Source organism: Streptomyces abikoensis (assembly GCF_014648775.1).
Classification (GTDB): Bacteria; Actinomycetota; Actinomycetes; order Streptomycetales; family Streptomycetaceae; genus Streptomyces; species Streptomyces abikoensis.
This window is the reverse complement of record NZ_BMRT01000001.1, coordinates 1-24,201: the sequence shown is the minus strand read 5'-3', so window position 1 is coordinate 24,201 and position 24,201 is coordinate 1. Positions and strand designations below refer to the sequence as shown.

Sequence of the window (24,201 nt, the reverse complement as noted above, 5' to 3'; positions counted from 1 at the left end):
TATTACTGCTGTGTTCACGAGCGACTCCCCGGACGTCATCGTCGTCGGAGCGGGCGTGGTCGGCGCGGCCTGCGCCTACTACGCCGCCCGCCACGGCCTCTCCGTCACCGTGCTCGACCGTGGTCCCGTCGCGGGCGGGACCACGGGGGCCGGTGAGGGAAACCTCCTGGTCTCCGACAAGGAGCCCGGACCCGAACTCGAACTCGCCCTCCTCTCCACCGGCTTGTGGCGCGACCTGGCCGGCCGGCTCCCGGAGCGGGTCGAGTACGAGCCCAAGGGCGGCCTGGTCGTCGCCTCCGCCGACGCCGGCATGAAAGCGCTGCGGGACTTCGCCGCCGCGCAGGCGACGGCGGGCGTCACCGCCCACGAGATACCGGCGGACCGCCTGGCCGACCTGGAGCCGCACCTGGCCCCCGGCCTCGCCGGCGGCTTCCACTACCCCCAGGACGCCCAGGTCCAGCCCGCCCTCGCCGCCGCCCACCTGCTGCGCGCGTCGGGTGCGCGGGTGCGCACCGGTGAGGAGGTCACCGCGATCCTCACCGGGCCGGACGGCGGGGTGCGGGGCGTCCGCACCCGGGCCGGCACGGTGCGCGCCCCGCGCGTCGTGAACGCCACCGGCACCTGGGGCGGCGAACTCGCCCGCCTCGCCGGGTCCCACCTGCCCGTCATGCCCCGCCGCGGCTTCGTCCTCGTCACCGAACCCCTGCCGCGCGTCGTACGGCACAAGGTCTACGCCGCCGACTACGTCGCCGACGTGGCCAGCGGCTCCGCGGCCCTGCAGACCTCGGCCGTCGTCGAGGGCACCCCCAGCGGACCCGTCCTCATCGGCGCCAGCCGCGAGCGCGTCGGCTTCGACCGCACCCTGTCGGTGGAGGCGCTGCGCCGCCTCGCGGCGCAGGCCACCGCCCTCTTCCCGGTCCTGGCCGGCGTCCGGGCGATGCGCACCTACGCGGGATTCCGCCCGTACCTGCCCGACCACCTGCCCGCGATCGGCGCCGACCCGCGCGTGCCCGGACTGCTGCACGCCTGCGGGCACGAGGGCGCCGGCATCGGCCTGGCACCGGCCACCGGCCTGATCCTCGCCCGGCTCCTGACGGACACCGAACCACCGCTCGACACCGGCCCGTTCGACCCCGGTCGCTTCACGCCCGGCCCCTGACCGCCTGCGCCGCTCACGCGCCGACCGCCGCGCGCCGCACGTTTCCGCCCGCCCGCCGCGCGAAGCCGCCCGTGGCATCCCGCCGACCACCGCCCGACCGCCGTCCACCGCCCGTCGCATCCAGCCGTCCGCTGTCCGCTGTCCGCCGACCGCCGTCCGCCATCCTCCGCCCGAGGCCCAACGCCCAACGCCCAAGCTCCGAAGCCCGCTCACCCTCCCGTGCCGGGTCCGCCCGTCCCACGCCCGCTCGCCCGTCCAGGGCCAGGGCTCCGTCCCCCCCCCGTTCACCCACACCCGAGAGGAGGCCCGCAGTGGCCCGTACGCCCGTCGAACTGGCCGGGGCGGAGCCCGGCCTGTCGTTCGCGATCACTTTTGACGGCCGTGAGGTCCCCGCCCTGCCCGGGCAGACTGTCGCCGCCGCGCTCTGGGCGGCCGGCATCCTCGCCTGGCGCACCACCCGCGACGGCGGGCGCCCGCGCGGCGCGTTCTGCGGCATCGGCCAGTGCTACGACTGCCTCGCCACCGTCAACGACCACCCGAACCGCCGCGCCTGCCTCGTGCCCACCCGCCCCGGCGACCGCGTCACCACCCAGGAGGGACACGGCCGTGCCGACCTCGCCGTCTGAGGCCTTCGAAGCCTTCGACCTCGCCGTCATCGGCGCCGGCCCCGCCGGCCTCGCCGGAGCCGTCACCGCGAACGAGGCCGGGCTGTCCGTCGCCCTGCTGGACTCCGCCGCGCACACCGGCGGCCAGTACTTCCGCCACCCCGCCCCCGCCCTCGGCGCGACCCGGCCGCAGGCCCTCCACCACGACTGGCCCGCCTACGCCGCCCTGCGCGCACGCCTCGCCGCGAGCAGCGTGAAACACCTGCCCGGCCACCACGTGTGGACCGTCACCCGCGAGGCCGAGGACCGCTGGACCGTCCACGCCCTCACCGGCACCGACGGCGAAGCGGACGAACCGGTGACCGTACGGGCCCGCGCCGTCCTGCTCGCCACCGGCGCCTACGAACGGCAACTGCCCTTCCCCGGCTGGACCCTGCCCGGCGTCGTGGGCGCCGGTGGAGCCCAGGCCATGCTCAAGGCCGGGCTCGTCCTGCCCGGCAAGCGCGTCGTCGTCGCCGGCAGCGGACCCCTGCTGCTCGCGGTCGCCTCCTCGCTCGCCGCCGCCGGCGCCCGGGTGCCCGCCGTCGTCGAGGCCTCCGGCTACCTCGGCTACGCCCGCCGGCCCCGCGCCCTCGCCACCAACCCCCACAAGCTGCTCGAAGCGGCCGTCCACGGCTCGGCACTGCTGCGCCACCGCGTACCGGTGCGCACCCGCAGTGTCGTCACCCAGGTGCACGGCACCGACCGCGTCGAGGCCGTCACCGTCGCCCGCGTCGACCGCCACTGGCGGCCCGTCCCCGGCACCGGGCGCCGCATCGCCTGCGACGCCCTGGCCGTCGGCCACGGGCTCGTCCCCCAGATCGAACTCGCCACCACCCTCGGCTGCGCCACCCGCCGCACCCCCGACGGCACCACCGCACTCGACCTCGACGACCTCCAGCGCACCTCCGTACCCGGCCTCTGGGCCGCCGGTGAGCCCGGCGGCATCGGCGGCTGGGCACTGGCCCGCACCGAGGGCGAACTGGCCGGTCTCGCCATCGCCGCCCGGCTCGCCGGCCGGCCCCCGCACACCGGTGGACGGCTGCCCGGCCTGCGCCGCGACCGCGCCAGGATGCGGGCCTTCGCCGAGGCCATGGCCGCCGCCCACGCCCCGGGCCACGGCTGGACGCGGTGGCTCACCGACGACACCGACGTCTGCCGCTGCGAAGAGGTCACCGCCGGGCGCGTCCGCGAAGCGGCCCGCGACCTCGGCGCCCATGACGCCCGCACCGTCAAGCTCCTCACCCGCGCCGGCATGGGCTGGTGCCAGGGGCGGATGTGCGGGGCGGCCGTCGCCTGCCTGGCGACGGAAGGCGTGGCGGACGGCACGGCGGAGGGGACCGTGCCGCCGTCCGCCGAACGCAGACCACTGGCCGTACCCGTTGCGCTCGGGGCCCTCGGTGCCGAAACTTCCGAGCGGCCCGCCGCAGAACCCGACACAGAAAGGCCCACCGCACCATGACCGTCAACTCCTGGAGCACCGACCGACCCTGGCGCGGCATCATGGTCGCCACCGCGCTGCCGCTGCGCGACGACCTCTCCGTCGACCACGACGCCTACGCCGAGCACGTCCGCTGGCTCCTCGACAACGGCTGCGACGGCGTCGTCCCCAACGGCTCCCTCGGCGAATACCAGACCCTCACCGCCGACGAGCGCGCCCGCGTCGTGCGCACCGCCGTCGAGGCGGCCGGTGACGGCGCCCGTGTGATGCCCGGCGTCGCCGCCTACGGCGCCGCCGAGTCCCGCCGCTGGGCCGAGCAGGCCGCCGAGGCCGGCTGCGGCTCCGTCCTGCTGCTGCCCCCCAACGCCTACCGCGCCGACGAGGACGCCGTACGCGCCCACTACGCCGAGGTCGCCCGGGCCGGCATACCGGTCGTCGCCTACAACAACCCCATCGACACCAAGGTCGACCTCACCCCCGCCCTGCTCGCCCGGCTGCACGCCGACGGCCACATCGTGGCGGTCAAGGAGTTCTCCGGCGACGTCCGGCGCGCCTACGAGCTCGCCGAGCTCGCCCCCGAACTCGACCTGCTCATCGGCGCCGACGACGTCCTGCTCGAACTCGCCGTCGCCGGGGCCGTCGGCTGGATCGCCGGCTACCCCAACGCCTTCCCCGCCGCCTGCGCCGAGCTCTACCACGCCGCCGTCGCCGGCGACCTGACCACGGCCCTGCCGCTGTACAAGTCCCTCCACCCGCTGCTGCGCTGGGACTCCAAGACCGAGTTCGTCCAGGCCATCAAGCTCTCCATGGACATCGCCGGACGCCACGGCGGCCCCACCCGTCACCCCCGCCTGCCGCTGACCGGCGAGACCGAGGCCGCGGTGCGCGCCGCCACCGAGAAGGCCGTCGCCGACGGACACCACTGAGCCGCCCGTTCCGTCTCGCGAACTCTCGAAAGGACGTCCGTGCGCACCCGTCACGTCTTCCACGCCGTCGACTCGCACACCGAGGGCATGCCCACCCGCGTCATCACCGGCGGCGTCGGGGTGATCCCCGGCGCCACCATGGCCGAGCGCCGGCTGCACTTCATCGAGCACCTGGACCACCTGCGCACCCTGCTGATGTACGAGCCGCGCGGCCACGCCTCGATGAGCGGCGCGATCCTGCAGCCGCCCACCCGGCCCGACGCCGACTACGGCGTGCTGTACATCGAGGTCTCCGGCGTGCTGCCGATGTGCGGGCACGGCACGATCGGGGTCGCCACCGTGCTCGTCGAGACGGGCATGGTGCCGGTCGTCGAGCCCGTCACCACCGTACGGCTCGACACCCCGGCCGGCCTGATCACCGTCGACGTACGGGTCGAGGACGGCGCGGCCAGGTCCGTCACGCTCACCAACGTGCCCTCCTTCTGCCTCGGCCTCGACCGCAAGGTGGACGTGCCCGGCTACGGCACGGTGACCTACGACCTCGCCTTCGGCGGCAACTTCTACGCCTTCGTCGAACTCGACGCGCTCGGGCTGCCCTTCGACCGCGCCCGCAAGGACGACCTCCTGGCGGCGGGCCTGGCCGTCATGGACGCCGTCAACGCCTCCGACGACCGGCCCGTCCACCCCGAGCGCCCCGAGATCAGCGGCCTCAAGCACGTCTACCTCGCCGCCCCCGGCTCCGACGCCCACCACTCGCGGCACGCGATGGCCATCCACCCCGGGTGGTTCGACCGCTCGCCCTGCGGCACCGGAACCTCCGCCCGGATGGCGCAGCTGCACGCCCGGGGGCTGCTGCCGCTGGGCCGGGACTTCGTCAACGAGTCCTTCATCGGCACCCGCTTCACCGGCCGCCTGGTGGGGGAGACCGAGGTCGGCGGGCTGCCGGCGGTCGTCCCCACCATCACCGGGCGCGCCTGGATCACCGGCACCGCCCAGTACTTCCTCGACCCGGACGACCCCTTCCCCGGAGGCTTCCTGCTATGACGTCCTTCGTCTCCCGCAACCCGGCCGACCCCTCCGACGTCCTCGGCGAGTTCCCGGCGTCCGGCGCGCCCGCCGTGGCCGCCGCCGTCGAGCGGGCCCGCGCCGCCCAGCCCGGCTGGGCGGCGTCCGGCGCCGCCGCCCGCTCCTCGGCGCTCACCGCCGTCGCCGCCGCCGTCGAGGCCGCCGCCGGGGAACTGGCCGCGCTCGCCGTACGGGAGGTGGGCAAGCCGATCGCCGAGGCGCGGGCCGAGGTGGCGCGTACCGCCGCGATCTGGCGGTACTACGCCCAGGCCCCGTACGAGCCCACCGGAACCGTCCACGAGCCGGCCGTCGGCTCCGGGCTGCTGCTCACCCGCCGCCGCCCGCACGGCGTCGCCGGCCTGATCACTCCCTGGAACTTCCCCCTCGCCATTCCGAGCTGGAAGGCCGCCCCGGCGCTGGCCACGGGCAACACTGTCGTCCTCAAGCCCGCCCCCGAGGCCACCGCCTGCGCCCGGCGCCTGGCCGACATCATCGAGGAGGCGCTACCGGACGGGGTGTTCACCCTCGCCCCCGGCGGCGCCGACGAGGGCGGTGCCCTGGTCGCCACCGCCGACGTCGTCTCCTTCACCGGTTCCACCGCCGTCGGCGACGCGGTCGTCCGCGCCGCCACCGCCCGTGGCGTCCCCGTCCAGGCCGAGATGGGCGGCCTCAACGCGGCGATCGTCCTGCCCGACGCCGACATCGAGCAGGCCGCCGCCCACATCGCCGCCGCGATCGCCGGGTACGCGGGCCAGAAGTGCACGGCGACCAGCCGGGTGATCGCCGTCGGCGGCGCCCGGGACCCCCTGCGCGAGGCCCTGGCCGAAGCGCTGCGCACGCTCCCCGTGGGCGATCCGGCGGACCCGGCCACCGTGTGCGGCCCGCTCGTCTCGGAGCGGGCGCGCGACCACTTCGAGCGGGCCGTGGACGGCCTCGGCGTGGTCGCGACGAGGGCCGTTCCGTCGAGCCCGGGCTGGTACGCACCCCCCACGCTGGTCGAAAAGGTGCCGCAGGGTCACCGGCTGCTGAGCGAGGAGGTGTTCGGCCCCGTGGCCGCCCTGCTCCCGGTGGACGGCCTGGCGGAAGCCGTAAGGACGGCGAACTCCGTCGCCCAGGGGCTGGTCACCTCGGTCCACACCGCGGACCTCGACGTGGCGCTGCACGCCCTGGACCACCTGGACACCGGCATGATCCGCGTCAACGCCCCGTCCACCGGAGTCGACTTCCACCTGCCCTTCGGCGGCGCGAAGGCATCCGGCCACGGCCCGCGCGAACAGGGCCGCGCGGCGCTGGAGTTCTATACGTCGAGCCGTACGTACACCCTGGCGCCCGGTAACGCAATGTGACATTGTACGCTGGATGGTCCAGACCGGGTCGGTCCGGATCGCGTCGGTCCAGTTCGCGTCCGCGCGTACGAAAGGGAGTCGGGACACCATGGGGCACCTCAAGCAGCGCAACCTCATCACCGCCACCGAGCGGCTGCGCGACCAGGTGGCCCATGCCCTGCGGGCCGCCCTGATCTCCGGCGAACTCCGCCCCGGCCAGGTCTACTCCGCACCGGGGCTCGCGGAGGACTTCGGCGTCTCGGCCACGCCCGTGCGGGAGGCCATGCTCGACCTGGCCCGCGAGGGCCTCGTCGAGCCGGTCCGCAACAAGGGCTTCCGGGTGACCGAGGTCAACGAGCGGGACTTGGACCAGTACACCGAGATCCGCACGCTGATCGAGGTCCCCACGGTCGGCCGGATCACGCGCACCGCCGCCCGCGAGGACCTCGAAGCGCTCCGCCCGGTCGCCGAGGAGATCGTGCGCGCCGCGCGCGACCACGACCTCATCGGTTACCTGGAGGCCGACCGCCAGTTCCACCTCGCGCTGCTGACCCTGTCCGGCAACGAACGCCTCGTGGAGACCGTCAGCGACCTCCGCAAGCGCTCGCGCCTCTACGGCCTGGACGCCCTGGACGAGCGCGGCGAGCTGATCCACTCGGCCGAGGAGCACCTGGAGCTCCTCGACGTGATGCTGGCGGGGGACGCCGAGGGCGCCGAGGCGTGCATGACGCGCCACCTGGGGCACGTCCGCTCGCTGTGGGCGAAGGACGCCGACGTCTGATTGCCGGTCACTACTGCCGGATCAGCTGAGTGGCCTGTTCATCCACCCCGGCCGCCGGTCCGGGATCGGGCCGGCGCGCGGAATCGCTGATCTTGAGCAGCAGGGCGATGAGTATCCACGTGGCCACTTGCGAGGAGCCGCCGGAGGCGAGGAAGGGCAGCGCCTTGCCGGTGAGCGGAATGAGGCCCATGACGCCCCCGGAGACCACGAACACCTGAAGCGCCAGCGCCCCCGACAGCCCCGTGGCCAGCAGCTTCCCGAAGGGGTCACGGGCGTCGAGCGCGGTCCGCAGACCGCGCTCGATCAGCAGCGCGAACAGCAGGAACAGGGCCGTCATACCGACGAGCCCGAGCTCCTCGCCGACCGTGGTGAGGATGAAGTCGCTGCGCCCGGCGAACTTGATGAGGTCGGAGTGGCCCCGCCCCAGCCCGGTGCCCAGGACGCCGCCGCTGCCGAAGCTGAACAGGGCCTGCGCGGCCTGGTCCGAGACGACCCCGGGCGGCCGGGGCACCTTGTAGTAGTCCATGGGGTGGAGCCAGGCGGCGACCCGGCCGTGGACATGCGGCTCGAAGGACGCCACCACGACCGCTCCGACAGCGAACATCAGCAGCCCGGTCACCACCCAGCTGGTGCGTTCGGTGGCCACATAGAGCATGATCACGAAGAGCCCGAAGAAGATGAGCGACGTGCCGAGGTCCCGCTCGAAGATCAGGACCAGCAGGCTCAGCACCCACACCCCGGCGATCGGCCCGAACTGCCGCCCGCGCGGCAGCTGAAAGCCCATCACCCGCCGCCCGGCCAGCGCCAGGGCGTCCTTGTGCACGGTCAGGTACCCCGCGAAGAACACCGCGATGGCGATCTTGACGAACTCGCCCGGCTGGAACGACAGCGCGCCCAGCTTGATCCACCGCTTGGCGCCGTAGGCGTCCGCGCCGAAGAACGCCGGGGCCATCAGCATCACCAGCGCCGCGAACACCATGATGTAGGTGTACCGCTGGAGCAGCCGGTGGTCCTTGAGCAGGGCCACGATGCCCAGACAGACGGCGAGACCGATGCCGCTCCACATCAGCTGGTTCCGCTCGAACGGCTCGGAATGCCAGCGGAGGGCGTACGAGGTGTCCAGCCGGTGGATCAGTACCAGCCCCAGCCCGCTCAGCCCGATGGCGATCGGCAGGATCAGCGGATCCGCGTACGGCGCGAACCCGCGCACCACGGCATGCGCGACCGCGGCGGCCACCGACAGCCCCAGGGCGTACCCCGGCAGCGCCTCGGGCACCCGACCCTCGGTGGCCAGCCCCACGCAGGCGTAACCGAGCACGGTGAGCAGCACCGCGAAGCCCAGCATCGTCAGCTCGGCCCCACGCCCCCGCCCCACCCCCGCCCGGGATGCCACCCTTCCTCCCACGCCCATCTATCCCTCGTTTTCCCGCGTGGCGTACGCGATGAAGTCGATGAAGCCCATGCCTCACGGTCTTGTGCGTGAGGTGCGGCCGCACACAACAGAGGAGGCACGGGCCCGGTGACAGGTTGCCCGGTTTCCCCTCCCCGAATGGGCGGATCTCACCGATCTCCGGGGAAAACCGCAGGTAGGGATGCCCCTTACCGGGATAATGTGGCTGAATACGGTGTCATGACGACCATCACCTGTGTCCAGGGCGACATCACCGAGCAGCACGTCGACGCCATCGTGAACGCGGCGAACTCCTCCCTCCTCGGAGGCGGCGGCGTCGACGGCGCCATCCACCGCAAGGGCGGCCCCGACATCCTCACCGCCTGCCGCGCCCTCCGCGCCGCCCACTACGGCAAGGGCCTCCCCACGGGCCAGGCGGTCGCCACCCCGGCGGGCCGCCTGCCGGCCCGGTGGGTCATCCACACGGTGGGCCCGGTGTTCCAGGTTTCCGGCGGTGGCGACGAGTCGCTGCTGGCGTCCTGCTACCGGGAGTCCCTGCGGGTCGCGGACGAGCTGGGCGCGAGGACGGTGGCGTTCCCGGCCATCTCCACGGGCGTCTACCGCTGGCCGATGGAGGACGCGGCCCGCATCGCGGTGGAGACGGTGCGGGCGGCGGAGACGCGGGTGGAGGAGGTCCGCTTCGTCCTCTTCGACGAGCGGGCGTACGAGGCGTTCGCCGCGCAGGTGGGGTGACCGACCCCGCCTGCTCCTTCGCGCGGCAGCCACTACTGGGGCCACCCGCCCGTGCCCTCCTGCCCGGTTCTGTTACGGCCAGCCTTGCTTCACCTTGGCGGGGGCGGTGTTCCAGCTCTTGGGTATGAACGTGATCATGTAGGCTCCGCGGTCGAAGTCCGCGTACCCGGCAGACCAGTTACGGAACTTGCTCTCGTATACGTGCATGGGGCCCAGGCCGCTGTTGGGTGCGTGGTAGTGGTCGCCATGGGTCCATATCGTCTTGTCGGCATCCGCTTCCGTCTGAGCCCCGAACCAGCCGTAGTCGAAATTGACCCAGCTTTCGCCGGGGTTGGCGGGACTGCGCGGGATGCTTCTGTCCTTCGACATGTCGACCAGGCCGGTGCCCCGGTCGGGGCGGAAGGCTTCCGGGTCGCCGAACTTCCTCCTGTCGGAGGGCCCCCGCTGGTCCTGTCCGCTCCAGAAGTGCTTGGAGTAGATGACCGCCTTCATCTTGGACGGGTCGTAGTCGCCTCCGTCTCTTTCTTTGAAAGACGGTGTGTTCCTCAGCGCCGAGTAGAAGTTCGAGCGGCTGTCCTCGTGGAGCAGAGCGTCATTGTTGTTCGTCAGCTCTGTCTTGAGGTTGTCGACGTAGGTCCCCTCGTCGTGGGCGTTTTCCAGGGCCTTGTTCATGATGGATGCCACATCACGTGCCCGCTTGAGGCCCTTCCCCTCGTCGAAACTGTTCTTGGCGATACGACCCTCGAACTCCGCCTGAGTTTCCCCCGGCCGGGGGTTGGTTCTTTTGAGGTCGTTCTTGTACTTGCTCTCGTCGAAGAAAGCGAACGCCAGTTTGTTCGTCGGGTAGGGGCCGGAGTTGACCCAGGTGACACCGACGCAACCATAGGAAAGCTTTTCTCGCTGCTCTTCGGTCATCTGCTGTTTCTTGCCGTTGCGGTCACTGTAGACCTGCTGCCACTTGCGTATGTAGTTGTTGACGACCGTGGTGGCCCTGCCCCCGTGGGTCCCGTACGCGTCAGGCATCCTGTCGAGCGGCTCGGCCGGCGGGGTTTTCCTGTCGTCGACGGAGCCGGGGGCCCGGGAGGGTGAGCCGGCGCTCGGAGGGAATTCCGCCGGAGGATTGCCGGGTTGCCCCGGCGGGAGGGCGCTTTCGTTGAGTTCGTTGATGTTCCTGATGTCGTCCGCCGTCAGGCCGTGCGTTTCGGCGTAGGACCTCTTCCCTTCCCCGTCGCCGCCGGCGGCCTGGCCGACCGACGGCATGAATCCGGTGGTGCATATGACTGTACCCACGGTGGCGAAGGCGAGAATTCTCCGACGTTTGTGCATGAAAATCAACAACTCCCTTGTGGTGAAGGCTCGTGGAACGAGGGCATGCGAGAGCGCGGCGCGAGGAATGAGCTGAACTCACCCATGGTCGGTGCTTGGGCGAAGAACTTGCCGCTCTCGAACGTGCTGGAAGTCGACCCGCAGGACGCCCGGTTCCATCCGGCGGAAAGGGTTGTCGTCGTTCGCGCCGAGGATGGCGGGCACGGTGACGGCGACGGTGGTGAGGGCGCGGAGAGCGGCCCTGCGTATCACTTCTCGGCTCCTGGGTGAGTGATCAGGTCGATACGATCAGTGATCATGTCCCCGTGTTGACTTCCCGGCAACATCATGGCTTTACATCCGGCCAACCTGTTATGGAGAGCGGTATCTGGCCATGCGTCTGATCCGGCTCGGCAGGGGGTGGTCGGAGAGCCCGGCAGGGTGCCGACGACGGTCCGGGCGACCCCGACGGCGGCGGAGGAGATCCGCTTCGTCCTTTTCGACGGGCAGGCGTACGAGACATGCGCCGCGCAGGTGGGGTGACCCGCTTCCCCGCCGGGAGCGCCCACCCGGTCGGTCACCGGCGCGTTCAACGGGACCACCGTTGGTACATTTGGCCGATCATGGTGCACGTGGAAGTTCTCGGGCCGCTTGTCGTCCGGGTCGGTGGAACGCCGGTGACGGTCGAACGACGACAGCAGCGAACCGTCCTGGGGATCCTCCTGGCGGCCCGGGGCCAGAGCGTTCCGCTCGACCGGATCGTCGACGCGCTCTGGACGGAGCGGCCTCCGGCCAGGCCCCGTACGTCCCTGCATTCCTACATCTCCAATCTGCGCGGCATCCTGGAGCCGGACCGGCGCGCGCGTACGCCGTCCCAGCTGCTCGTCAGCAGCCCGGAGGGGTACGCCCTGCGGCTTCCCGACGACGCCGTCGACGCCCGGCGTTTCGAGTCCGCGGTAAGCCGGGCCCGACAGGTGTCCGCCGCGGAGGCGGGTCCGCTGCTCGACGCGGCGCTCGGCTCGTGGCGGGGGGAGGCCTACGAGGAGTGGGGGGCGGACTCGTGGGCGGGCGCCGAGATCGCCCGCCTCAGCGAACTGCGGCTCATGGCGCAGGAGTTGATGATGGAGTGCGGGCTCCGCGCGGGGCGGCCGCACGAGGTGGTGCCGGCCGCCGAAGCGCACCTGCGCCGGCACCCGCTGCGTGAGGAGGGATGGCGGCTCCTGGCCCTGGGCCTGTGGGCGACCGGACGTCAGGGGGACGCGCTCGTGGCGCTCAGGCGCGCGGCAGCCGTGTGCGCCGAGGAACTCGGACTGGACGTCGGGGCGCCGCTGGTGGAGCTGGAGCGGGCCATCCTCTGCCAGGACCTCGACGTCCTGTCCGCCTCGGTCCCGGCCGTCCGGAGTCCGGCCGTCCGGAGTCCGGCCGTCGCACTGCTCGACCGGCCGACGAGCGGGGGCGCCGCACCCGAAGCGGTCGGCGTGGTCGACGTACCCGCCGCGGTCGGCAGCGGAACGCCGCCGGATGGTGCCCCGCACCCCTTCGTGGGGCGGCAGCGCGAATTGGAGGTGTTGGAGCGGGCGGCAGAGGCGGGCCTTCGGGGCGGGGCGGTGGCACTGGTCGCGGGCGAGGGTGGCGCGGGCAAGACGGCGCTGCTGGCACGCTTCGCCGCCTCGCTGCGGACGCGGGGCTGGACGGTGGTGAGCGGCCGCTGCCCCGACGACGCCGGGGTTCCCGCGGCATGGGCCTGGGCGGAGGCGCTCGGGGAACTGGCGCGGGTCCTTCCGCCGGAGCGTGTGGGACCGCTGGCGGCGTTGCTCGATCCGCTGGACGCCACGGCCGTCCCGCACGGCGACGCCACGGCGGGCCGCTTCCGGCTGCACACCGCCTTCACACGGTGGCTGGCCTCGGCGGCGGCACACGGCCCGCTCGCCGTAATCATCGACGATGTGCACGAGGCGGACGAGGAGACGCTGGCCCTGCTGGGCCGCGCAGCCGCCGTCGAGGCGGTCCCGCTCCTGGTGGTGGCCGCCTACCGGCAAGGGCACGCCGACGGGCGCCTCGCCCCGCTGATGGCCGCACTGGCCCGGCGCCATCCGTTCCGTATCGCACTGACCGGACTCGCCGTGGTCGAGGTCGGTGCCCTGGTGCGCTCGCACTGCGGCCGGGAGGTCGACGCGGAGGTCGTGGCCGCCCTCGCGGAACGGACCGGCGGGAACCCCTTCTTCGTCGGTGAAAGCAGCCGTCTGCTGGCCGCCGGCGGAGACCCGGCACAGGTGGTCGCCGGAGTGCCCGACGGCATCCGCGACGTCGTACGGCAGCGGCTCGCGCGGCTTCCGGGCGAAGTCGCCGACCTTCTGAGACTGGCGGCGGTCGCGGGAAGCGAGACGCATGTCGCGGTGCTGTGCGAGGCCTCCGGGCTGTCGCCGACGGCGGTCGTCGACGCGTTGGAGGTGTGTCTCACGAGCGGGCTCCTGACGGAACCGAGCCCCGGGCGCGTCTCGTTCGCCCACCCGCTCGTGCGCGACACCGTCTACGGAGACCTCACCGGACTGCGTCGCAGCCTGCTGCACGGACGGCTGGCGGACACCTTGGCCCGCCTGCGACCGGACGACCTGCCGGCACTCGCCGTGCACTTCACCCGCGCCTGCGACCCGGCGAAGGCCGCTCAGGCCGTGGAATTCGCGCTGCGGGCGGCCGAACTCGCGCAGCACCGCTACGCCCATGACGTGAGCGTCGACCTCCTGGGCCAGGCGCTGGACGCGGCAGACCTCATTCCCGCCTCCGTGGACGAACGTGCCGAGCGCGCCGTCGGCCTGCTCGGGGCCCTGCTGCGCGCGCACGTCCGGGCCGGGTCGGGTGACGCGGCCATCAAGGCCCGTCGCCGGGCTCTCGCGATCGCCGAGCGGGCCGCGCGCGAGGACCTGGCCGTCGCGGCGTTCACCGCGTGGACCGAACCCACACCATGGCTGACCCGGAGCCACACCGCGGTGGACCGGCACGTGGCCGACACCCTCGACCGGCTCGTCGCCCTTCCGGACCTGCCGCCGGCCGATCTCGCCCGACTGCTGCAGGCGCAGGTGGACGAATCGCCGGAGAACGCCGACGGGAGGGCACAGGAAGCCGCTGAGCGGCAGCTCGCTCTCGCCCGTCGTACGGGAGACCCCGTCCTGCTGGCCGCGGCCCTCACCACCATGACGAAGCTGCTGCCGCACGAAACGCAGGCCGCGCGCTGCGTTCCCGTGGTCGCCGAGCTGCGGGCGCTCACCAAGAAGCACGACCTGCCGGCCCACCGGTGGGTGTGCGAACAGGTGGACGCGATGATCTCCGCGATCGGCAACGACGCCGAGGCGGTCGAGCGGCACGCCCGTATCGGCCTCGCCGTCGCCCGCCGCTACCGCATGCCGGAGGCCGAAGCCGCCAGCCTTTCCACGCTGGCCATGCTCGCCCACGCGGGGGACCGGTTCGCGGAGGCGGAGGGCCTGTACGAGCAGGTACGGGAGCGGCTCGTACGGCACAACGCCCCGCGCGCCGCCGACCTCCATGCCCGCGGCCTGATCACGATCCGGCTGAGCCAGGGCCGGGTCGCGGAGATCGAGCCGCTGGCCCGCACCGTGGCCGCGGCCTGGGGGACGCGCGGGGGAGAGGCGCTCGCACTGGTCCTCGCGCTCCAGGGCAGGGTCGAGGAAGCCCGGACGGTCCGGTTCGATCCCGTCCCCGTGAAGGACCACTTCTACGGGGTCCGGCTCGGAGCCCGCGCCCGGCTGGCCTGTCTGCTGCGCGACACCGAGGCGGCGGCCGCGCTCGTCCCCCACCTGCGGGCCGTGCAGGACCAGTTCGGTTCGGCGGCGACGACCGCCTTCTGCACCCGCCCGCTGGGCCTCGCCCTGGGCGAGGTGTACGCGCTGCTGGGCGACGCGGCCGCGGCCCGGTCGGCGTTCCTGCGGGCCGGTGAGGTGGCGCGGATGTGGGGCTCGGATCTCGGTGTGGCCGCCGCCCTGGAGGGCGCACGATCCCTCCCGGAGACCGAGGGGCCGTGACGGAACCCGGCACGCGGGCAGTCGGCCGCCTGGGGCCGCAGCCGGATGCCAAGCCGTTGCCAAGCCGATGCCGGTATCGACGTCAAGCCGGTGCCAATACGGGCGTGCCAGCATGGTGATCACCACGGAGCAGGTCGTGCCCGGCCTCCGCTGACGGCCCGTACCCGTGCCGCTCGCGGCTCGGCCCACCGTCCGCCCGTGCCGTCCTTCACCCCCCCTTCTAGGAGAGTTCCACCATGGCCCTCGTCTGTGGCCACGACGCGCCTGCCTACGGTCTGCCCCTGTGTGAGCACATCCGCACCGCGACCGCCGACCCTCTTGACCACTACCTCCACTACACCGGCCGGGGCGTGGAACGACAGCGGATCTGCGGGCCCTGCCGCAACGAGGCCGCCGCGGCGGTGACCGGGGCCGTGTGCGAGGACTGCTTCGACGCGACCGAAGGCAGCACGCTGGGCGTGATCGGCCGCCCGCAGACCGTCGAGGCGTCCCGGCCCGTGGACGGCACCGTGGAGTGCACCGCGCTTCCCGACGGAGCCGGGGCGGTGGTGGACATCGCCCCGACGCGGCAAGGATTCCTGCTGCTGTGCGACGACGGACGGATCCTGCGCTGGGACGGGACATCGGCGAGTTGCACCGAGGCCGCCCGCAGCACGGTCGCCGTGCCGGCCGACGCCAAGCCCTGGGACGGCCGTGAGCAGAGCCTGCGGCTGCACGCCTCCCGGGACGGAGCCTTCGCCGCGGTGGTCGTCGATCACGGCCGCACGGGGGAGGTCCTCGACCTGTCCACCGGCACCGTCACGATGTCCTTGGAGAACGACGGCTACCACAGCGGCACGGTGCCCTTCTCCTTGGCGTTCGCCGAGCACGCCGGACGCACCGTCGTTCTGCACCGCGGCGTGTGGAATGTCATCGAGGCCGCCGATCCCGCGACGGGCGCACCGGTGACCCGCATCCCCATGGACGACCCCGCCTCGGCCTGGTCGGGCTACTTCCACGGCGCGCTGCACCCCAGCCCCACGGGCACCAGGATCGCCTCGGACGCCTGGTGGTGGCACCCCGTGGGGCGGATCGTCGCCTGGAACCTGGACCAGTGGCTCTCCGAGGGCGAAAGCGCCTGGACGCGGGACATCGGCTGGTCGGCACTGCCGCCCTGCGACTACCACTGGAACCGCCCCGTCGTCTGGCTCGACGACGACCGTCTCGTCGTGGGCGGCCTGGGCGACGACGATGACGAACTGGTTCCCGGGGCCCGCGTCTTCGACCTCGGCCGCCGTGGACCCGGCGCCACTGAAGACGCCGAGGTCGCCGAGGTCGCGACCTTCGGCGGACCGGACGGCCGCTTCTTCGCCGCGGACGGCCTGCTGTTCTCCTCCTCGGAATCCGGGCTTGAGATCTGGGACCCCACCGAGGGCGCCCGGCTCGCCGCCATCGCCGGATTCCGGCCCACCCACCACGACCCGGCCCGTGGTGAGCTCATCGAGCTCTCCGCCACGGGGCTGCGCCGCTGGATGACCGCCCGTGCCACCGCCTGACACGTCGTCTCCGGCCCCGCGCCGGCCGCCGGGACGGTGGCAGGCACCGGAGATTCCTCTCCGCAGCCTCACCCGCGCGCACATGGACGCCCTCCACACCTTCCTCCTGCGGCGCACCCGCTACCTCCTCGGCGCACACCGGCCCGGCACCGAGGAGCACCGGGCGGCCACAGCACTGCACCTGGCCATTGAATGGACGTGGGAGGAACTCCAGGACTGCTTCTCCTGCCTCGACGACGAGGACGTGCGACTGGAGCTGGGCGACTGCTGGAGCCGCCTGCGCGGGTTCGCCCTGCCGTGGACGGACGCGCCGGACTACGACGAGGCCCGCTGGCCGCCCACCAGGTTCGAGCACATGCGCTTCGTCGACCCGTCAGACCACTGACGCTCGCCAACTGACGTCTCCGCCGGGGACGTCATTGGCCCATGTCACCGGACGGATCAGGCGAGCGACGGTGCGCTGTCGGGGGCGCGTTCGCGGCCGTGCCCGGGGGAGGCGCAGGCATGGAGATCGAACTGGCCGCCGCGGCCCGTGGCAGCGGGCAGGGGATCACCTTTCAGGTGGGTGCGATCGAGCTGGAATTCACCGTCGAACCCCGTCAGGACGTCAAGGCGAAGGCGGCCTTCAGGGCTTGGGTGGTCTCCGGTGACGGCGAGGCGGGAATGGCGCGAGGCCGTACGCACCGGGTGAAGGCTCCGCTTCCGGGGCGCGGGGGATTCACGTACGGGGGGACGTCATGGTGAACGGTGATCTCGTGGTCGGAGCGGACGGGCCAGGGGGTGTTCAGCCGGCCCAGAAAGGGGCGCTTCAAGCCGTCGCGGCGACGACATGGTCGACGGCGGCGAGTCCGGCCATGCCCGCGCCGACCGCCGCGACCCCGCCGGCCACGGTCCAGCCGCGTCGGACGGGCGGCCGCCGGCCGGCCGTCAGCGAGCCGGTCAGTGAGCCGGCACCGAAACCGGAGAGCACGACGCCCAAGGAACCCGCACCACCAAGGCGTTGATCGGCGAGCACCGCACCGCCCACGAGCACTGCTGAGCCGCTCACTGTCGATGGCGTCGCTCCCGGCACCTTCGCCGGGTCGTACCACGCGGATGAGTGTGCTGAGGGCGACGGCGACCAGCGCGGCCATCGCGTGATCCCACCGAGCGTCGCGTCGAGGCCGACCAGGGGCTGACGCTCACCCAGTACGTGTACGTCACCGTCGCCCCCGCGTGGGGGTGAGCGCGGCCATGACACCCCGACGCCCCACCGGCACCGGCACCCGCGTGCTCACCTACGACGTGGCGAGCGAGCCCGCGCCCATCCAGGTCTCGCAGGGTTCCACGCCGAACAAGGCGACCCTGCGGATCACCGTCACCAACCACCGGCAGAGCGCCGTCCACGTCGATTCGGTCTGCTTCACCTTCCCCGTGGGCATCGGAGGCGCCGACCTCAGCGACAATCCCGGCAGCGCCGAGCCACAGGCGGACGACGTCAAGAAATGGCGGTTCGAACTGGACGTGGACACCCCGGGGTCGGCGCTGCTGACCCCCAAGCGCTCCGCGACCGTCCCGCCCGGCGGGCAGCTGGAACTGGCCCTGGCCCGCATCGAGATCAACGCGGAGGTCGGCACGAGCAAGCTGACGATCGAGGAACGCATCAAGGACGGCCCGGAATGGCCCCTGGCCAAGGTCCCCGCCGGCTTCACCACCGGCGACTTCCGGCCCGAGACGATCCTCGTCGACAGCGGCACCCCGACGGAGCTGACCTGGCGGGGCGGCTCCCGGCGACCCCGGGGAGCCGGCTGACCGCCGTCGTCCCCCGGGGCTCCGCGGTCACCGTCGCCCGCGCGGGCACGACGCCGAGCACCCACGGCCTGACGTGGCTCCCCTTCGGCACCGGCGAACTCAAGGAGGCCACCGGCGAAGCGCCGCCGGCCTGAGTGCGTTGGCATGGGGCCCATCAGATGGCGGCGAGGCTGTTGAGCAGGTGGCCGAGCTCTGCCGGTGCCTCAATGTGGGCGAGGTGGCCCTGGCCGGGGAGTTCGTGGACTCCGGCGTGAGTGACGTGCTGCCGCACGTGGTCGAACGACGTTCCGTAGGGGGCTGTTCCGCGGTTGCGCTGGCCGATGATCAGGTCGACTCGATCTGCCTGTCGCGCCATCACGTCCGCAGGCGGCGCCGCGTTGAGCGCGCCGAGTTCGGCGTACAGCGGTCCGCTCAAGCGACGCAGGATCGCCCAACCGTGCTGATCGGCGCGAAGATCCTCGACATGCGCGGCGGAGAAGCCGGAGATCTGCCGATTGACGATCTCGACGCAGCGATCCCAGTCCGCCGTCTCCGCCGCGTTCTTCAGATCCGGCAGCGCATGGCGTCCGAACGGCCGCATCACCGGCTCGTAGGCGATCACCTGGGGAATCGGGCGATCGTTGGCGGCCAGCAAGCTGATCAAGCCGCCGTAGCTCCAGCCGAAGAGAGCCCTCGTGCTGTCGAACTCGTCAAGGACCACGCCGAGATCCTCAACCTCTGTCCGCAGCGAGTAGGAATGGGTCAACGGCCCCGAGGAGGCACGTCCCCGGCGGTTTACGACGACCACTGAGGGCCAGGCGTCGAGGGCGCCCGCAACGTGGCGCCACGTATGCGCATCGCTCATCACGCCCGGGACGACGACGAGGCCCGGGGCGTCCGGCTCCCCGTACACATCGACCGTGACCCAGCTGTCCCCGCTGACCGACAGCCTCTTCTGAATCGTTCGCTCCATAAATCCATTATGGAGCGAACGATCTACAATGCAAGCGTGACCGAACGCAACCGTGGACGCCCCCGAGCCTTCGACCGCGACCGTGCGGTCCTCGACGCCGCTCGCCTCTTCTGGCGACGCGGCTACTCCGGCACCTCGACCCGCGCCCTGACCGCGGCCCTCGGGCTTTCCACCTCCAGCCTCTACGCCGCCTTCGGCAGCAAGGCCGGACTGTTCGAGGAAGCGGTGCGGACCTACGCCGAGCGTTACCGCGAGATCTACCAGCAGGCTGTCGCCGAGAAGGACGTCCGGACGGTCATCGAACGCGTCCTCACCGACTCGGTCCACGAGTTCACCCAGCCAAGCGACACCCACCCCGGATGTCTCATCAGCAGCGCCGTGATGACCGACAGCACGAGCACGCTCGATACCAGCGCCTACGTCGCCGAACTGCACAGCTCGAACGAGCAGGCCCTCCTCGTGCGCATCGAACGAGCGATCCAGGACGGGGAACTGGCCGCGGGCACCAACGCGACGATCCTGACCGGGCTCATCCAATCCGTCTGGCACGGATTGTCAGTGCGGTCCAACGCCTGCACGGCTCGCGAGGACCTGCTCGCGACGGCACGACTCGCTCACCAGCTGATCTGCCGACAACTCACGTCACCGACGTCCTGACCCGCAACATCAGCGGCCGCTTCCCGCCGCGCCCCAGCCCCGTTCCAGCAGGGCGAAGATCTCGTCCGCGGCGCGCTTCGGGTCGGGGTGGCGGTGGGCGACGAGGGGGGCGTCCAGGGCGAACCGGGCCAGGGCGGCGCAGGCGGCGTCGTCCTCGGGGGCGCCGGTCTCCTCGGCGATGGCGCGGGCCAGGGCCGTTTCGTGGCGCATCCACATCCGGTGGGCGTACTCGCGCAGGGCCGGGGTCTCCTCCACCATGCGGGCGAACTCCGCCAGTTGCGGCCCTGCGGAATGCCCGCCCGGCGGCTGAGGGATCAGGCTGTGCGGGCCCACGGCCGTCACCAGGTGTTCGCGCAGGGCCTGCGGAACGGAGACGCCGGGCGCGCGTTCGCGCACGGCGGCGACGAGGGCCGCCTCGATGTCCTGGTCGAGGTCGAAGACCAGGGCCTCCTTGCAGGGGAAGTGCTTGAACAGCGTGGTCACCGACACGTCGGCGGCGTCCGCCACCTCCTTCACGCCGACCTGGTCGTAGCCGCGGTCGAGGAAGAGCTCCAGGGCTGCGTCGGCCAGGGCCTTGCGGGTCTGGGCCTTCTTGCGCTCGCGGCGTCCGGTCGGTGCGTTCACCGGCCCACCATACCCCGCGACCGTCCCGTCGGTTGAGTCGAGCAAAAAGTTAAGTCATTGCACCTTCGTAGTGGGTGTGCTTTTGTGGGGGTGTCGCATCCGGCGTGCGTCTTCCACGCCTCCCGTCGTCGAAGGAGCCCTTCGTGAACGCCCGTTCCGTCCGCATTGCCGTCGTCGGCGCCGGCCCCGGCGGGTTGATATGCGCCCGCATCCTGCAGGTGCACGGCTGGTCCGTCACCGTCTTCGAGCGCGAGGCGTCCTTCGCCGCGCGGACGCAGGGCGGCACGCTCGACATCCACACCACCACCGGTCAACAGGCGCTGCGCGAAGCCGGCTTGCTGGAGAAGTTCCACGAGCTGGCCCGGCCCGAGGGGGAGGTGTGGCGCCAGATCGACCCCTTCACGGCCGAGGTCCTGGTGGTCGACGAGCCTGACGACGGTCAGGCCGGCCGGCCGGAGATCGACCGTGGGCAGCTGCGCGGACTGCTGCTCGACTCCCTCGCCCCCGGCACCGTCCGCTGGGGGTGCCCGGTCAGCCGCGTCGTCCCGCTCGGCGACGGTACGCACCGGATGCTGCTCGAGGACGGCACGTCGGAGGACTTCGACCTGGTCGTCGGTGCCGACGGCGCCTGGTCGCGCGTCCGCCCGGCGCTGTCCGAGGCCACGCCCCGCTACACCGGCGTCACCTTCGTCGGAACCGGGTTCGAGGACTCCGACACCCGCCACCCGGCACTCGCCCGCCTGGTCGGCGACGGCACCATGTCGGCCCGCTCCGGCAGCAGGGCGCTGACGGCCCAGCGCAACAGCGGTGGCTACCTCGACGCCGTCGCCATGTTCCGCGCCCCGGAGGACTGGTACGTCAGCGCGGGCCTCGACTTCGCCGACAACGCCGCCGTACGCGCCCACCTGCTGGAGATGTTCGACGGCTGGCACGACAGCCTGCTGTACCTGCTGAGGTCCGGCGACAAGGGATTCGTCAACCGGCCCCTGTACGCCCTGCCGGTACCCCCTGCCTGGCGCCATGTGCCCGGTCTGACGCTGGTGGGCGACGCCGCCCACCTGATGCCCCCGCTCGGCGTCGGCGCCAACCTCGCCCTCCTCGACGGCGCCGAACTCGCCCTGGCGCTCGTCGCCCACCCGGACCTCGACGCGGCGGTCCGGGCGTACGAGGAGGTCATGCTGCCGCGCGCGGCGGACCTGGCCGAACGCACCGCCCAGGGGCTCGACCACTTGCTGCCGCCGGAGGGGGCACCCGAGCCGGTCCCCGGCGCGAGGGGTTTCCAGGGCTACCAGGGGCCGGGCGGCTCCTAGGACGTTTCCAAGGAACGGGGCTCGGGCAGTGGCCTCGCCCTGGGGGAGACGCGGCTCGTGCCCGCCGAGCCCGGCGTGTGGGTGGCGAACCTGGTCGGCCGGCGCGGCATCCGCACACGCGGCCCGGACCACGTGCCCGTTCACGGTCTACGACCTGTAGCCCTACGACCTGTAGCCGGGCCTGGGGAATCGCCTGACGAACACGCCAGGAGCAGAGCCAGGGCGATACCCGCGCTCCGCCGCGGCAGGCGCCCCTGCGCGAGCGGCGGTGGCTCGACGCCGACGAGCGGGCGCCTCGGTGGGACCGGAGCCGGTTCCGTGAGACGGGACACGGCCTTCAGCCGATGACTGGTACGGCCACCGCGGCGTCGCCGGGAAACCGCACGCTCAGGAGCCCGCCCCAGCCGCTACCGTGCGTTGGCGGGTCGTTGACGGTCCGGGGCGCGTCCGCCTCGGAAGCATGCGGGGGGCGGGTGGGGCGGCAGCCTCGTTCAGCTGACGATCAGTGCGGCCACCGCGGCGTGCGCGAGGAGCTGCACGGCCAGAAGCCCGCCGCGCGCCGCTCGCATCCCCCGCCGGTGTCCCGGCGCGCCGGCGGCCAGGGACCCGCAGACGGCCGACACGGCGAAGGCCGTGTACGCCCACGCGTCGGGCACTCGCGAGCAGCCGTCGCCGTAGGTGATGCAGCGGCCGCCGGTATCCGAGGCCACGTACAGGAACCCGCAGACGAGTACGGTCGGGACCAGCAGGAGCAGGGCGACACGAGCGCTCCGCTGCCGCGCGCGGTCCTCAATGATGCTCTTGTCCACGGAGGTATCGGTTCGGCTCATGGACACCATCCAACGCCGCCGCCCCCTCCGGAAGATCGGTGTTCGTACTCAAGTCCGCTTGAGTAGTTCACCTCGCTCCCGCCCGCACCACGGCTACCCCAAGGCACGGGCAAACGGCTCGCAGGGGGTCTGTACGGCCGTCGGCCGGTACCAGGCCGAGTTCGACCGGTCGGGCAACGATGGCGGCGCGCCCGCCACGCGTCCGGGCGGCACTTGCCCCTTCGTCTCCCCACGGCGACATGACGCGCTACGACGACATCCGGTACGCCGCCGCTCTGCTCGGACGTCTCCAGAGCGGTCCGGCTTCGAGCGCGCCGGGCGGGCGGAGGCGGAGCGGCCGGGACGAGGTCGGCGTCGACGATCTCGGCCTCGGCACGCGCGCCGGGCGGTTGGCGGGGGCGGTGTAGGTGGTCATGGGGTGGCGGTCAGCAGGTGGTGGGCAGCGCGGGCGTACTGGGCGGGGGCGGGGTGCCGGGCCGGGTCACGCCCTGGTCGGCCTGGTGGCCAAGGCGCACAGCCGCACCTCGGCATGCCCGGCCACGTCGCCCGGCCACGTCGCCCAGCGCAGCACTGCGGCGGCTTCGGGCGGCAGCAGCCCCGCGCCGACGAGGACGGCCCGGCCTGCCTGCTGCCCGGCGATCGTGTAGCCGAGCTCGCAGGAGTCCACGTCGTGGAAGTTGCCCTCGGTGACCAGCACAGCGGCGGCGACCCCGCCGAGGCGCTCCCGCATGCCGGGTTGTCGCCACTGGCCGTTCGGGGAGCGGTTGTTGCAGATTGATCGCGTTGCCTGGTCGGGTATGTGGTGGCGAGCCGTTCGAGGTGATGGTTTCTCAGGTATTCCGAGACCAGAAGGCGACGAACGCGATGTAGGCGATGGCGGCGGTGGCCACGAACCAGAAGTAAGGATCGCCGCTTCGTCCGGATGCCAGTTCACCGATGAAGGCGCAGAGATTCCCCACGGTGAGCACCACGCCCGTGCCGGCCCAGGCTCGCCCTCCGATCCGGGCGAAGCGCTCGTCGGGAACCTTCTCGGTGAGGCCCTGATAAGTCTCGCTCCGCCGTCCCAGCAGCACCAAGGCAAGGCTGCAGGCCGCCAGGATCCCGAACGTCACCAGGCCGATAGCGAGGCGGCCGCCGAAAGTCGCGGCCACGAGGCAGCCTAATCCGACGGCGAGGAACAAGCCGGGGACGGACCACCTGGCTGTGTTACTGGTCGTCTGCTGGGCTCTCGTCGACATGAAACATCTCCTCAACGCTGACCTTGAAGAACTTGGCCATAGACATGGCGAGCGGCAGGGAAGGTGTGTACCGCTCGGTTTCGATGGCGTTGATCGTTTGCCGTGAGACCCCGAGGGCCGTGCCTAGCTGACCCTGGGAGAGTCCTCGTGATGACCGCAGTTCCCTGACGCTGTTTCGCACATGTAAAGCTTACTTGTCACCCCTCGATTGGTGTCAAGCACGCTTTACATCCCTGGCGGGCCTGCGGGCCTGCGGGCCAGGCGTCGGTGGTGCCGGGGGGCTAATCACGCGGCTTGTGGCATCAGATAGCCGTGGGCGGCGTCGCGGCGTTCGGCGGGACGGGCCGTGCGGCGGGTGAGCCGTCGCGTCATCAGCGTGATGGCGGCCCAGACACCTCAGGCGGTTAGCTCGTCAAGCTGCTACGGCGAGTTCGACGG

At 72.3% G+C, this 24,201-nt stretch carries 26 protein-coding genes; 17 read left to right on the top strand and 9 right to left on the bottom strand.

The genetic code is table 11. The features are described from left to right. The first annotated feature begins 10 nt into the window (after positions 1–10). The 7 genes from IE096_RS00130 (at position 11) to IE096_RS00100 (ending at position 7,341) form a co-directional block, all read left to right on the top strand. The gene (locus IE096_RS00130; protein ID WP_189447137.1) at positions 11–1,159 is read left to right on the top strand and encodes an NAD(P)/FAD-dependent oxidoreductase; all 1,149 of its coding nucleotides are present in this window, start codon (positions 11–13) and stop codon (positions 1,157–1,159) included. Between the two features lie 311 nt (positions 1,160–1,470). Continuing rightward, complete coding sequence (locus IE096_RS00125; protein WP_189447135.1) at positions 1,471–1,785, top strand: (2Fe-2S)-binding protein; 315 nt, start codon at positions 1,471–1,473, stop codon at positions 1,783–1,785. Further along, positions 1,766–3,265 (top strand): NAD(P)/FAD-dependent oxidoreductase, encoded by a 1,500-nt coding sequence (locus tag IE096_RS00120; RefSeq protein ID WP_189447133.1) that lies wholly within the window; start codon positions 1,766–1,768, stop codon positions 3,263–3,265. The genes IE096_RS00125 and IE096_RS00120 overlap by 20 nt, the downstream gene beginning before the upstream one ends. Continuing rightward, positions 3,262–4,170 carry a dihydrodipicolinate synthase family protein gene (locus tag IE096_RS00115; protein ID WP_189447131.1) on the top strand — a complete coding sequence of 303 codons (909 nt, stop codon included), beginning with the start codon at positions 3,262–3,264 and terminating at the stop codon, positions 4,168–4,170. The genes IE096_RS00120 and IE096_RS00115 overlap by 4 nt, the downstream gene beginning before the upstream one ends. 39 nt (positions 4,171–4,209) lie before the next feature. Beyond that, positions 4,210–5,214 carry a proline racemase family protein gene (locus IE096_RS00110; RefSeq protein WP_189447129.1) on the top strand — a complete coding sequence of 335 codons (1,005 nt, stop codon included), beginning with the start codon at positions 4,210–4,212 and terminating at the stop codon, positions 5,212–5,214. Further along, positions 5,211–6,581, top strand: coding sequence for an aldehyde dehydrogenase family protein (locus IE096_RS00105; protein WP_189447127.1), 1,371 nt, complete (start codon positions 5,211–5,213; stop codon positions 6,579–6,581). Before IE096_RS00110 ends, IE096_RS00105 begins: the two co-directional genes overlap by 4 nt. 88 nt (positions 6,582–6,669) lie before the next feature. Then, the gene (locus tag IE096_RS00100; protein WP_189447125.1) at positions 6,670–7,341 is read left to right on the top strand and encodes a GntR family transcriptional regulator; all 672 of its coding nucleotides are present in this window, start codon (positions 6,670–6,672) and stop codon (positions 7,339–7,341) included. 10 nt (positions 7,342–7,351) lie between these two features. Here the strand turns inward: IE096_RS00100 and IE096_RS00095 are convergent, their stop codons facing one another. After that, positions 7,352–8,686: an FtsW/RodA/SpoVE family cell cycle protein gene (locus IE096_RS00095; RefSeq protein WP_189449403.1), complete on the bottom strand. Its 1,335-nt coding sequence runs from the start codon at positions 8,684–8,686 to the stop codon at positions 7,352–7,354. A gap of 285 nt (positions 8,687–8,971) precedes the next feature. On the opposite strand from IE096_RS00095, the gene IE096_RS00090 reads away from it, so the two are divergent. After that, a complete protein-coding gene (locus tag IE096_RS00090) occupies positions 8,972–9,484 on the top strand; it encodes an O-acetyl-ADP-ribose deacetylase (RefSeq protein WP_189447124.1) in 513 nt (170 codons plus the stop codon). 72 nt (positions 9,485–9,556) lie between these two features. Here IE096_RS00090 and IE096_RS00085 read toward each other — a convergent pair whose 3' ends face one another. Next, positions 9,557–10,810 (bottom strand): protein-glutamine gamma-glutamyltransferase, encoded by a 1,254-nt coding sequence (locus tag IE096_RS00085; protein WP_189447122.1) that lies wholly within the window; start codon positions 10,808–10,810, stop codon positions 9,557–9,559. A gap of 45 nt (positions 10,811–10,855) precedes the next feature. Between IE096_RS00085 and IE096_RS00080 the strand changes: the two genes are divergently transcribed. The 5 genes from IE096_RS00080 (at position 10,856) to IE096_RS00060 (ending at position 17,105) form a co-directional block, all read left to right on the top strand. Beyond that, a complete protein-coding gene (locus IE096_RS00080) occupies positions 10,856–11,080 on the top strand; it encodes a hypothetical protein (protein WP_189447119.1) in 225 nt (74 codons plus the stop codon). A gap of 332 nt (positions 11,081–11,412) precedes the next feature. Beyond that, positions 11,413–14,826: an ATP-binding protein gene (locus tag IE096_RS00075; RefSeq protein ID WP_189447117.1), complete on the top strand. Its 3,414-nt coding sequence runs from the start codon at positions 11,413–11,415 to the stop codon at positions 14,824–14,826. Between the two features lie 236 nt (positions 14,827–15,062). Next, on the top strand, positions 15,063–16,361 hold the full coding sequence (locus tag IE096_RS00070) for a hypothetical protein (protein ID WP_189447116.1): 1,299 nt from the start codon (positions 15,063–15,065) through the stop codon (positions 16,359–16,361). A gap of 82 nt (positions 16,362–16,443) precedes the next feature. After that, positions 16,444–16,746, top strand: coding sequence for a hypothetical protein (locus IE096_RS00065; RefSeq protein WP_189447114.1), 303 nt, complete (start codon positions 16,444–16,446; stop codon positions 16,744–16,746). A 119-nt stretch (positions 16,747–16,865) separates the two neighbouring features. Beyond that, complete coding sequence (locus IE096_RS00060) at positions 16,866–17,105, top strand: trypco2 family protein (protein ID WP_189447112.1); 240 nt, start codon at positions 16,866–16,868, stop codon at positions 17,103–17,105. Positions 17,106–17,169: 64 nt separating this feature from the next. Here IE096_RS00060 and IE096_RS00055 read toward each other — a convergent pair whose 3' ends face one another. Continuing rightward, positions 17,170–17,409: a hypothetical protein gene (locus IE096_RS00055; protein WP_229819820.1), complete on the bottom strand. Its 240-nt coding sequence runs from the start codon at positions 17,407–17,409 to the stop codon at positions 17,170–17,172. Positions 17,410–17,594: 185 nt separating this feature from the next. Here IE096_RS00055 and IE096_RS00050 point away from each other — a divergent pair, with 185 nt between their 5' ends. Then, positions 17,595–18,152: a hypothetical protein gene (locus IE096_RS00050; protein ID WP_189447110.1), complete on the top strand. Its 558-nt coding sequence runs from the start codon at positions 17,595–17,597 to the stop codon at positions 18,150–18,152. A 154-nt stretch (positions 18,153–18,306) separates the two neighbouring features. Here IE096_RS00050 and IE096_RS00045 read toward each other — a convergent pair whose 3' ends face one another. Next, positions 18,307–19,104, bottom strand: a complete 798-nt coding sequence (locus tag IE096_RS00045) for an alpha/beta fold hydrolase (RefSeq protein WP_189447108.1) — start codon at positions 19,102–19,104, stop codon at positions 18,307–18,309. A 36-nt stretch (positions 19,105–19,140) separates the two neighbouring features. Here IE096_RS00045 and IE096_RS00040 point away from each other — a divergent pair, with 36 nt between their 5' ends. Beyond that, positions 19,141–19,761 carry a TetR/AcrR family transcriptional regulator gene (locus IE096_RS00040; protein WP_189447107.1) on the top strand — a complete coding sequence of 207 codons (621 nt, stop codon included), beginning with the start codon at positions 19,141–19,143 and terminating at the stop codon, positions 19,759–19,761. 9 nt (positions 19,762–19,770) lie between these two features. On the opposite strand, the gene IE096_RS00035 is transcribed toward IE096_RS00040, so the two are convergent. Further along, entirely contained in the window at positions 19,771–20,385 is a 615-nt protein-coding gene (locus tag IE096_RS00035; RefSeq protein ID WP_189447105.1) for a TetR/AcrR family transcriptional regulator, read from the bottom strand. Between the two features lie 143 nt (positions 20,386–20,528). Between IE096_RS00035 and IE096_RS00030 the strand changes: the two genes are divergently transcribed. Further along, entirely contained in the window at positions 20,529–21,695 is a 1,167-nt protein-coding gene (locus tag IE096_RS00030) for an FAD-dependent oxidoreductase (RefSeq protein ID WP_189447103.1), read from the top strand. Between the two features lie 491 nt (positions 21,696–22,186). Here the strand turns inward: IE096_RS00030 and IE096_RS00025 are convergent, their stop codons facing one another. Next, a complete protein-coding gene (locus IE096_RS00025; protein ID WP_189447101.1) occupies positions 22,187–22,525 on the bottom strand; it encodes a hypothetical protein in 339 nt (112 codons plus the stop codon). A 239-nt stretch (positions 22,526–22,764) separates the two neighbouring features. On the opposite strand from IE096_RS00025, the gene IE096_RS00020 reads away from it, so the two are divergent. Continuing rightward, positions 22,765–22,932: a hypothetical protein gene (locus IE096_RS00020; RefSeq protein WP_189447099.1), complete on the top strand. Its 168-nt coding sequence runs from the start codon at positions 22,765–22,767 to the stop codon at positions 22,930–22,932. 74 nt (positions 22,933–23,006) lie between these two features. Here the strand turns inward: IE096_RS00020 and IE096_RS00015 are convergent, their stop codons facing one another. From IE096_RS00015 to IE096_RS00005, 3 genes are all read right to left on the bottom strand, one after another. Further along, positions 23,007–23,255, bottom strand: coding sequence for a hypothetical protein (locus IE096_RS00015; protein ID WP_189447098.1), 249 nt, complete (start codon positions 23,253–23,255; stop codon positions 23,007–23,009). A gap of 100 nt (positions 23,256–23,355) precedes the next feature. Next, positions 23,356–23,676, bottom strand: a complete 321-nt coding sequence (locus IE096_RS00010; protein ID WP_229819819.1) for a hypothetical protein — start codon at positions 23,674–23,676, stop codon at positions 23,356–23,358. A gap of 55 nt (positions 23,677–23,731) precedes the next feature. Further along, the gene (locus IE096_RS00005; RefSeq protein WP_189447094.1) at positions 23,732–23,944 is read right to left on the bottom strand and encodes a helix-turn-helix transcriptional regulator; all 213 of its coding nucleotides are present in this window, start codon (positions 23,942–23,944) and stop codon (positions 23,732–23,734) included. Between the last annotated feature and the right edge of the window lie 257 nt (positions 23,945–24,201).

Excerpts from the sequence above, each read along its gene's own strand:
- IE096_RS00115 (WP_189447131.1), top strand. The coding sequence starts at position 3,262 with ATGACCGTCAACTCCTGGAGCACCGACCGACCCTGGCGCGGCATCATG.
- IE096_RS00105 (WP_189447127.1), top strand. The coding sequence starts at position 5,211 with ATGACGTCCTTCGTCTCCCGCAACCCGGCCGACCCCTCCGACGTCCTC.
- IE096_RS00100 (WP_189447125.1), top strand. The coding sequence starts at position 6,670 with ATGGGGCACCTCAAGCAGCGCAACCTCATCACCGCCACCGAGCGGCTG.
- IE096_RS00095 (WP_189449403.1), bottom strand. The coding sequence starts at position 8,686 with ATGCTGGGCTTCGCGGTGCTGCTCACCGTGCTCGGTTACGCCTGCGTG.
- IE096_RS00090 (WP_189447124.1), top strand. The coding sequence starts at position 8,972 with ATGACGACCATCACCTGTGTCCAGGGCGACATCACCGAGCAGCACGTC.
- IE096_RS00085 (WP_189447122.1), bottom strand. The coding sequence starts at position 10,810 with ATGCACAAACGTCGGAGAATTCTCGCCTTCGCCACCGTGGGTACAGTC.
- IE096_RS00080 (WP_189447119.1), top strand. The coding sequence starts at position 10,856 with ATGCGAGAGCGCGGCGCGAGGAATGAGCTGAACTCACCCATGGTCGGT.
- IE096_RS00075 (WP_189447117.1), top strand. The coding sequence starts at position 11,413 with ATGGTGCACGTGGAAGTTCTCGGGCCGCTTGTCGTCCGGGTCGGTGGA.
- IE096_RS00070 (WP_189447116.1), top strand. The coding sequence starts at position 15,063 with ATGGCCCTCGTCTGTGGCCACGACGCGCCTGCCTACGGTCTGCCCCTG.
- IE096_RS00065 (WP_189447114.1), top strand. The coding sequence starts at position 16,444 with ATGGACGCCCTCCACACCTTCCTCCTGCGGCGCACCCGCTACCTCCTC.
- IE096_RS00060 (WP_189447112.1), top strand. The coding sequence starts at position 16,866 with ATGGAGATCGAACTGGCCGCCGCGGCCCGTGGCAGCGGGCAGGGGATC.
- IE096_RS00050 (WP_189447110.1), top strand. The coding sequence starts at position 17,595 with ATGACACCCCGACGCCCCACCGGCACCGGCACCCGCGTGCTCACCTAC.
- IE096_RS00045 (WP_189447108.1), bottom strand. The coding sequence starts at position 19,104 with ATGGAGCGAACGATTCAGAAGAGGCTGTCGGTCAGCGGGGACAGCTGG.
- IE096_RS00025 (WP_189447101.1), bottom strand. The coding sequence starts at position 22,525 with ATGAGCCGAACCGATACCTCCGTGGACAAGAGCATCATTGAGGACCGC.
- IE096_RS00020 (WP_189447099.1), top strand. The coding sequence starts at position 22,765 with ATGACGCGCTACGACGACATCCGGTACGCCGCCGCTCTGCTCGGACGT.
- IE096_RS00015 (WP_189447098.1), bottom strand. The coding sequence starts at position 23,255 with ATGCGGGAGCGCCTCGGCGGGGTCGCCGCCGCTGTGCTGGTCACCGAG.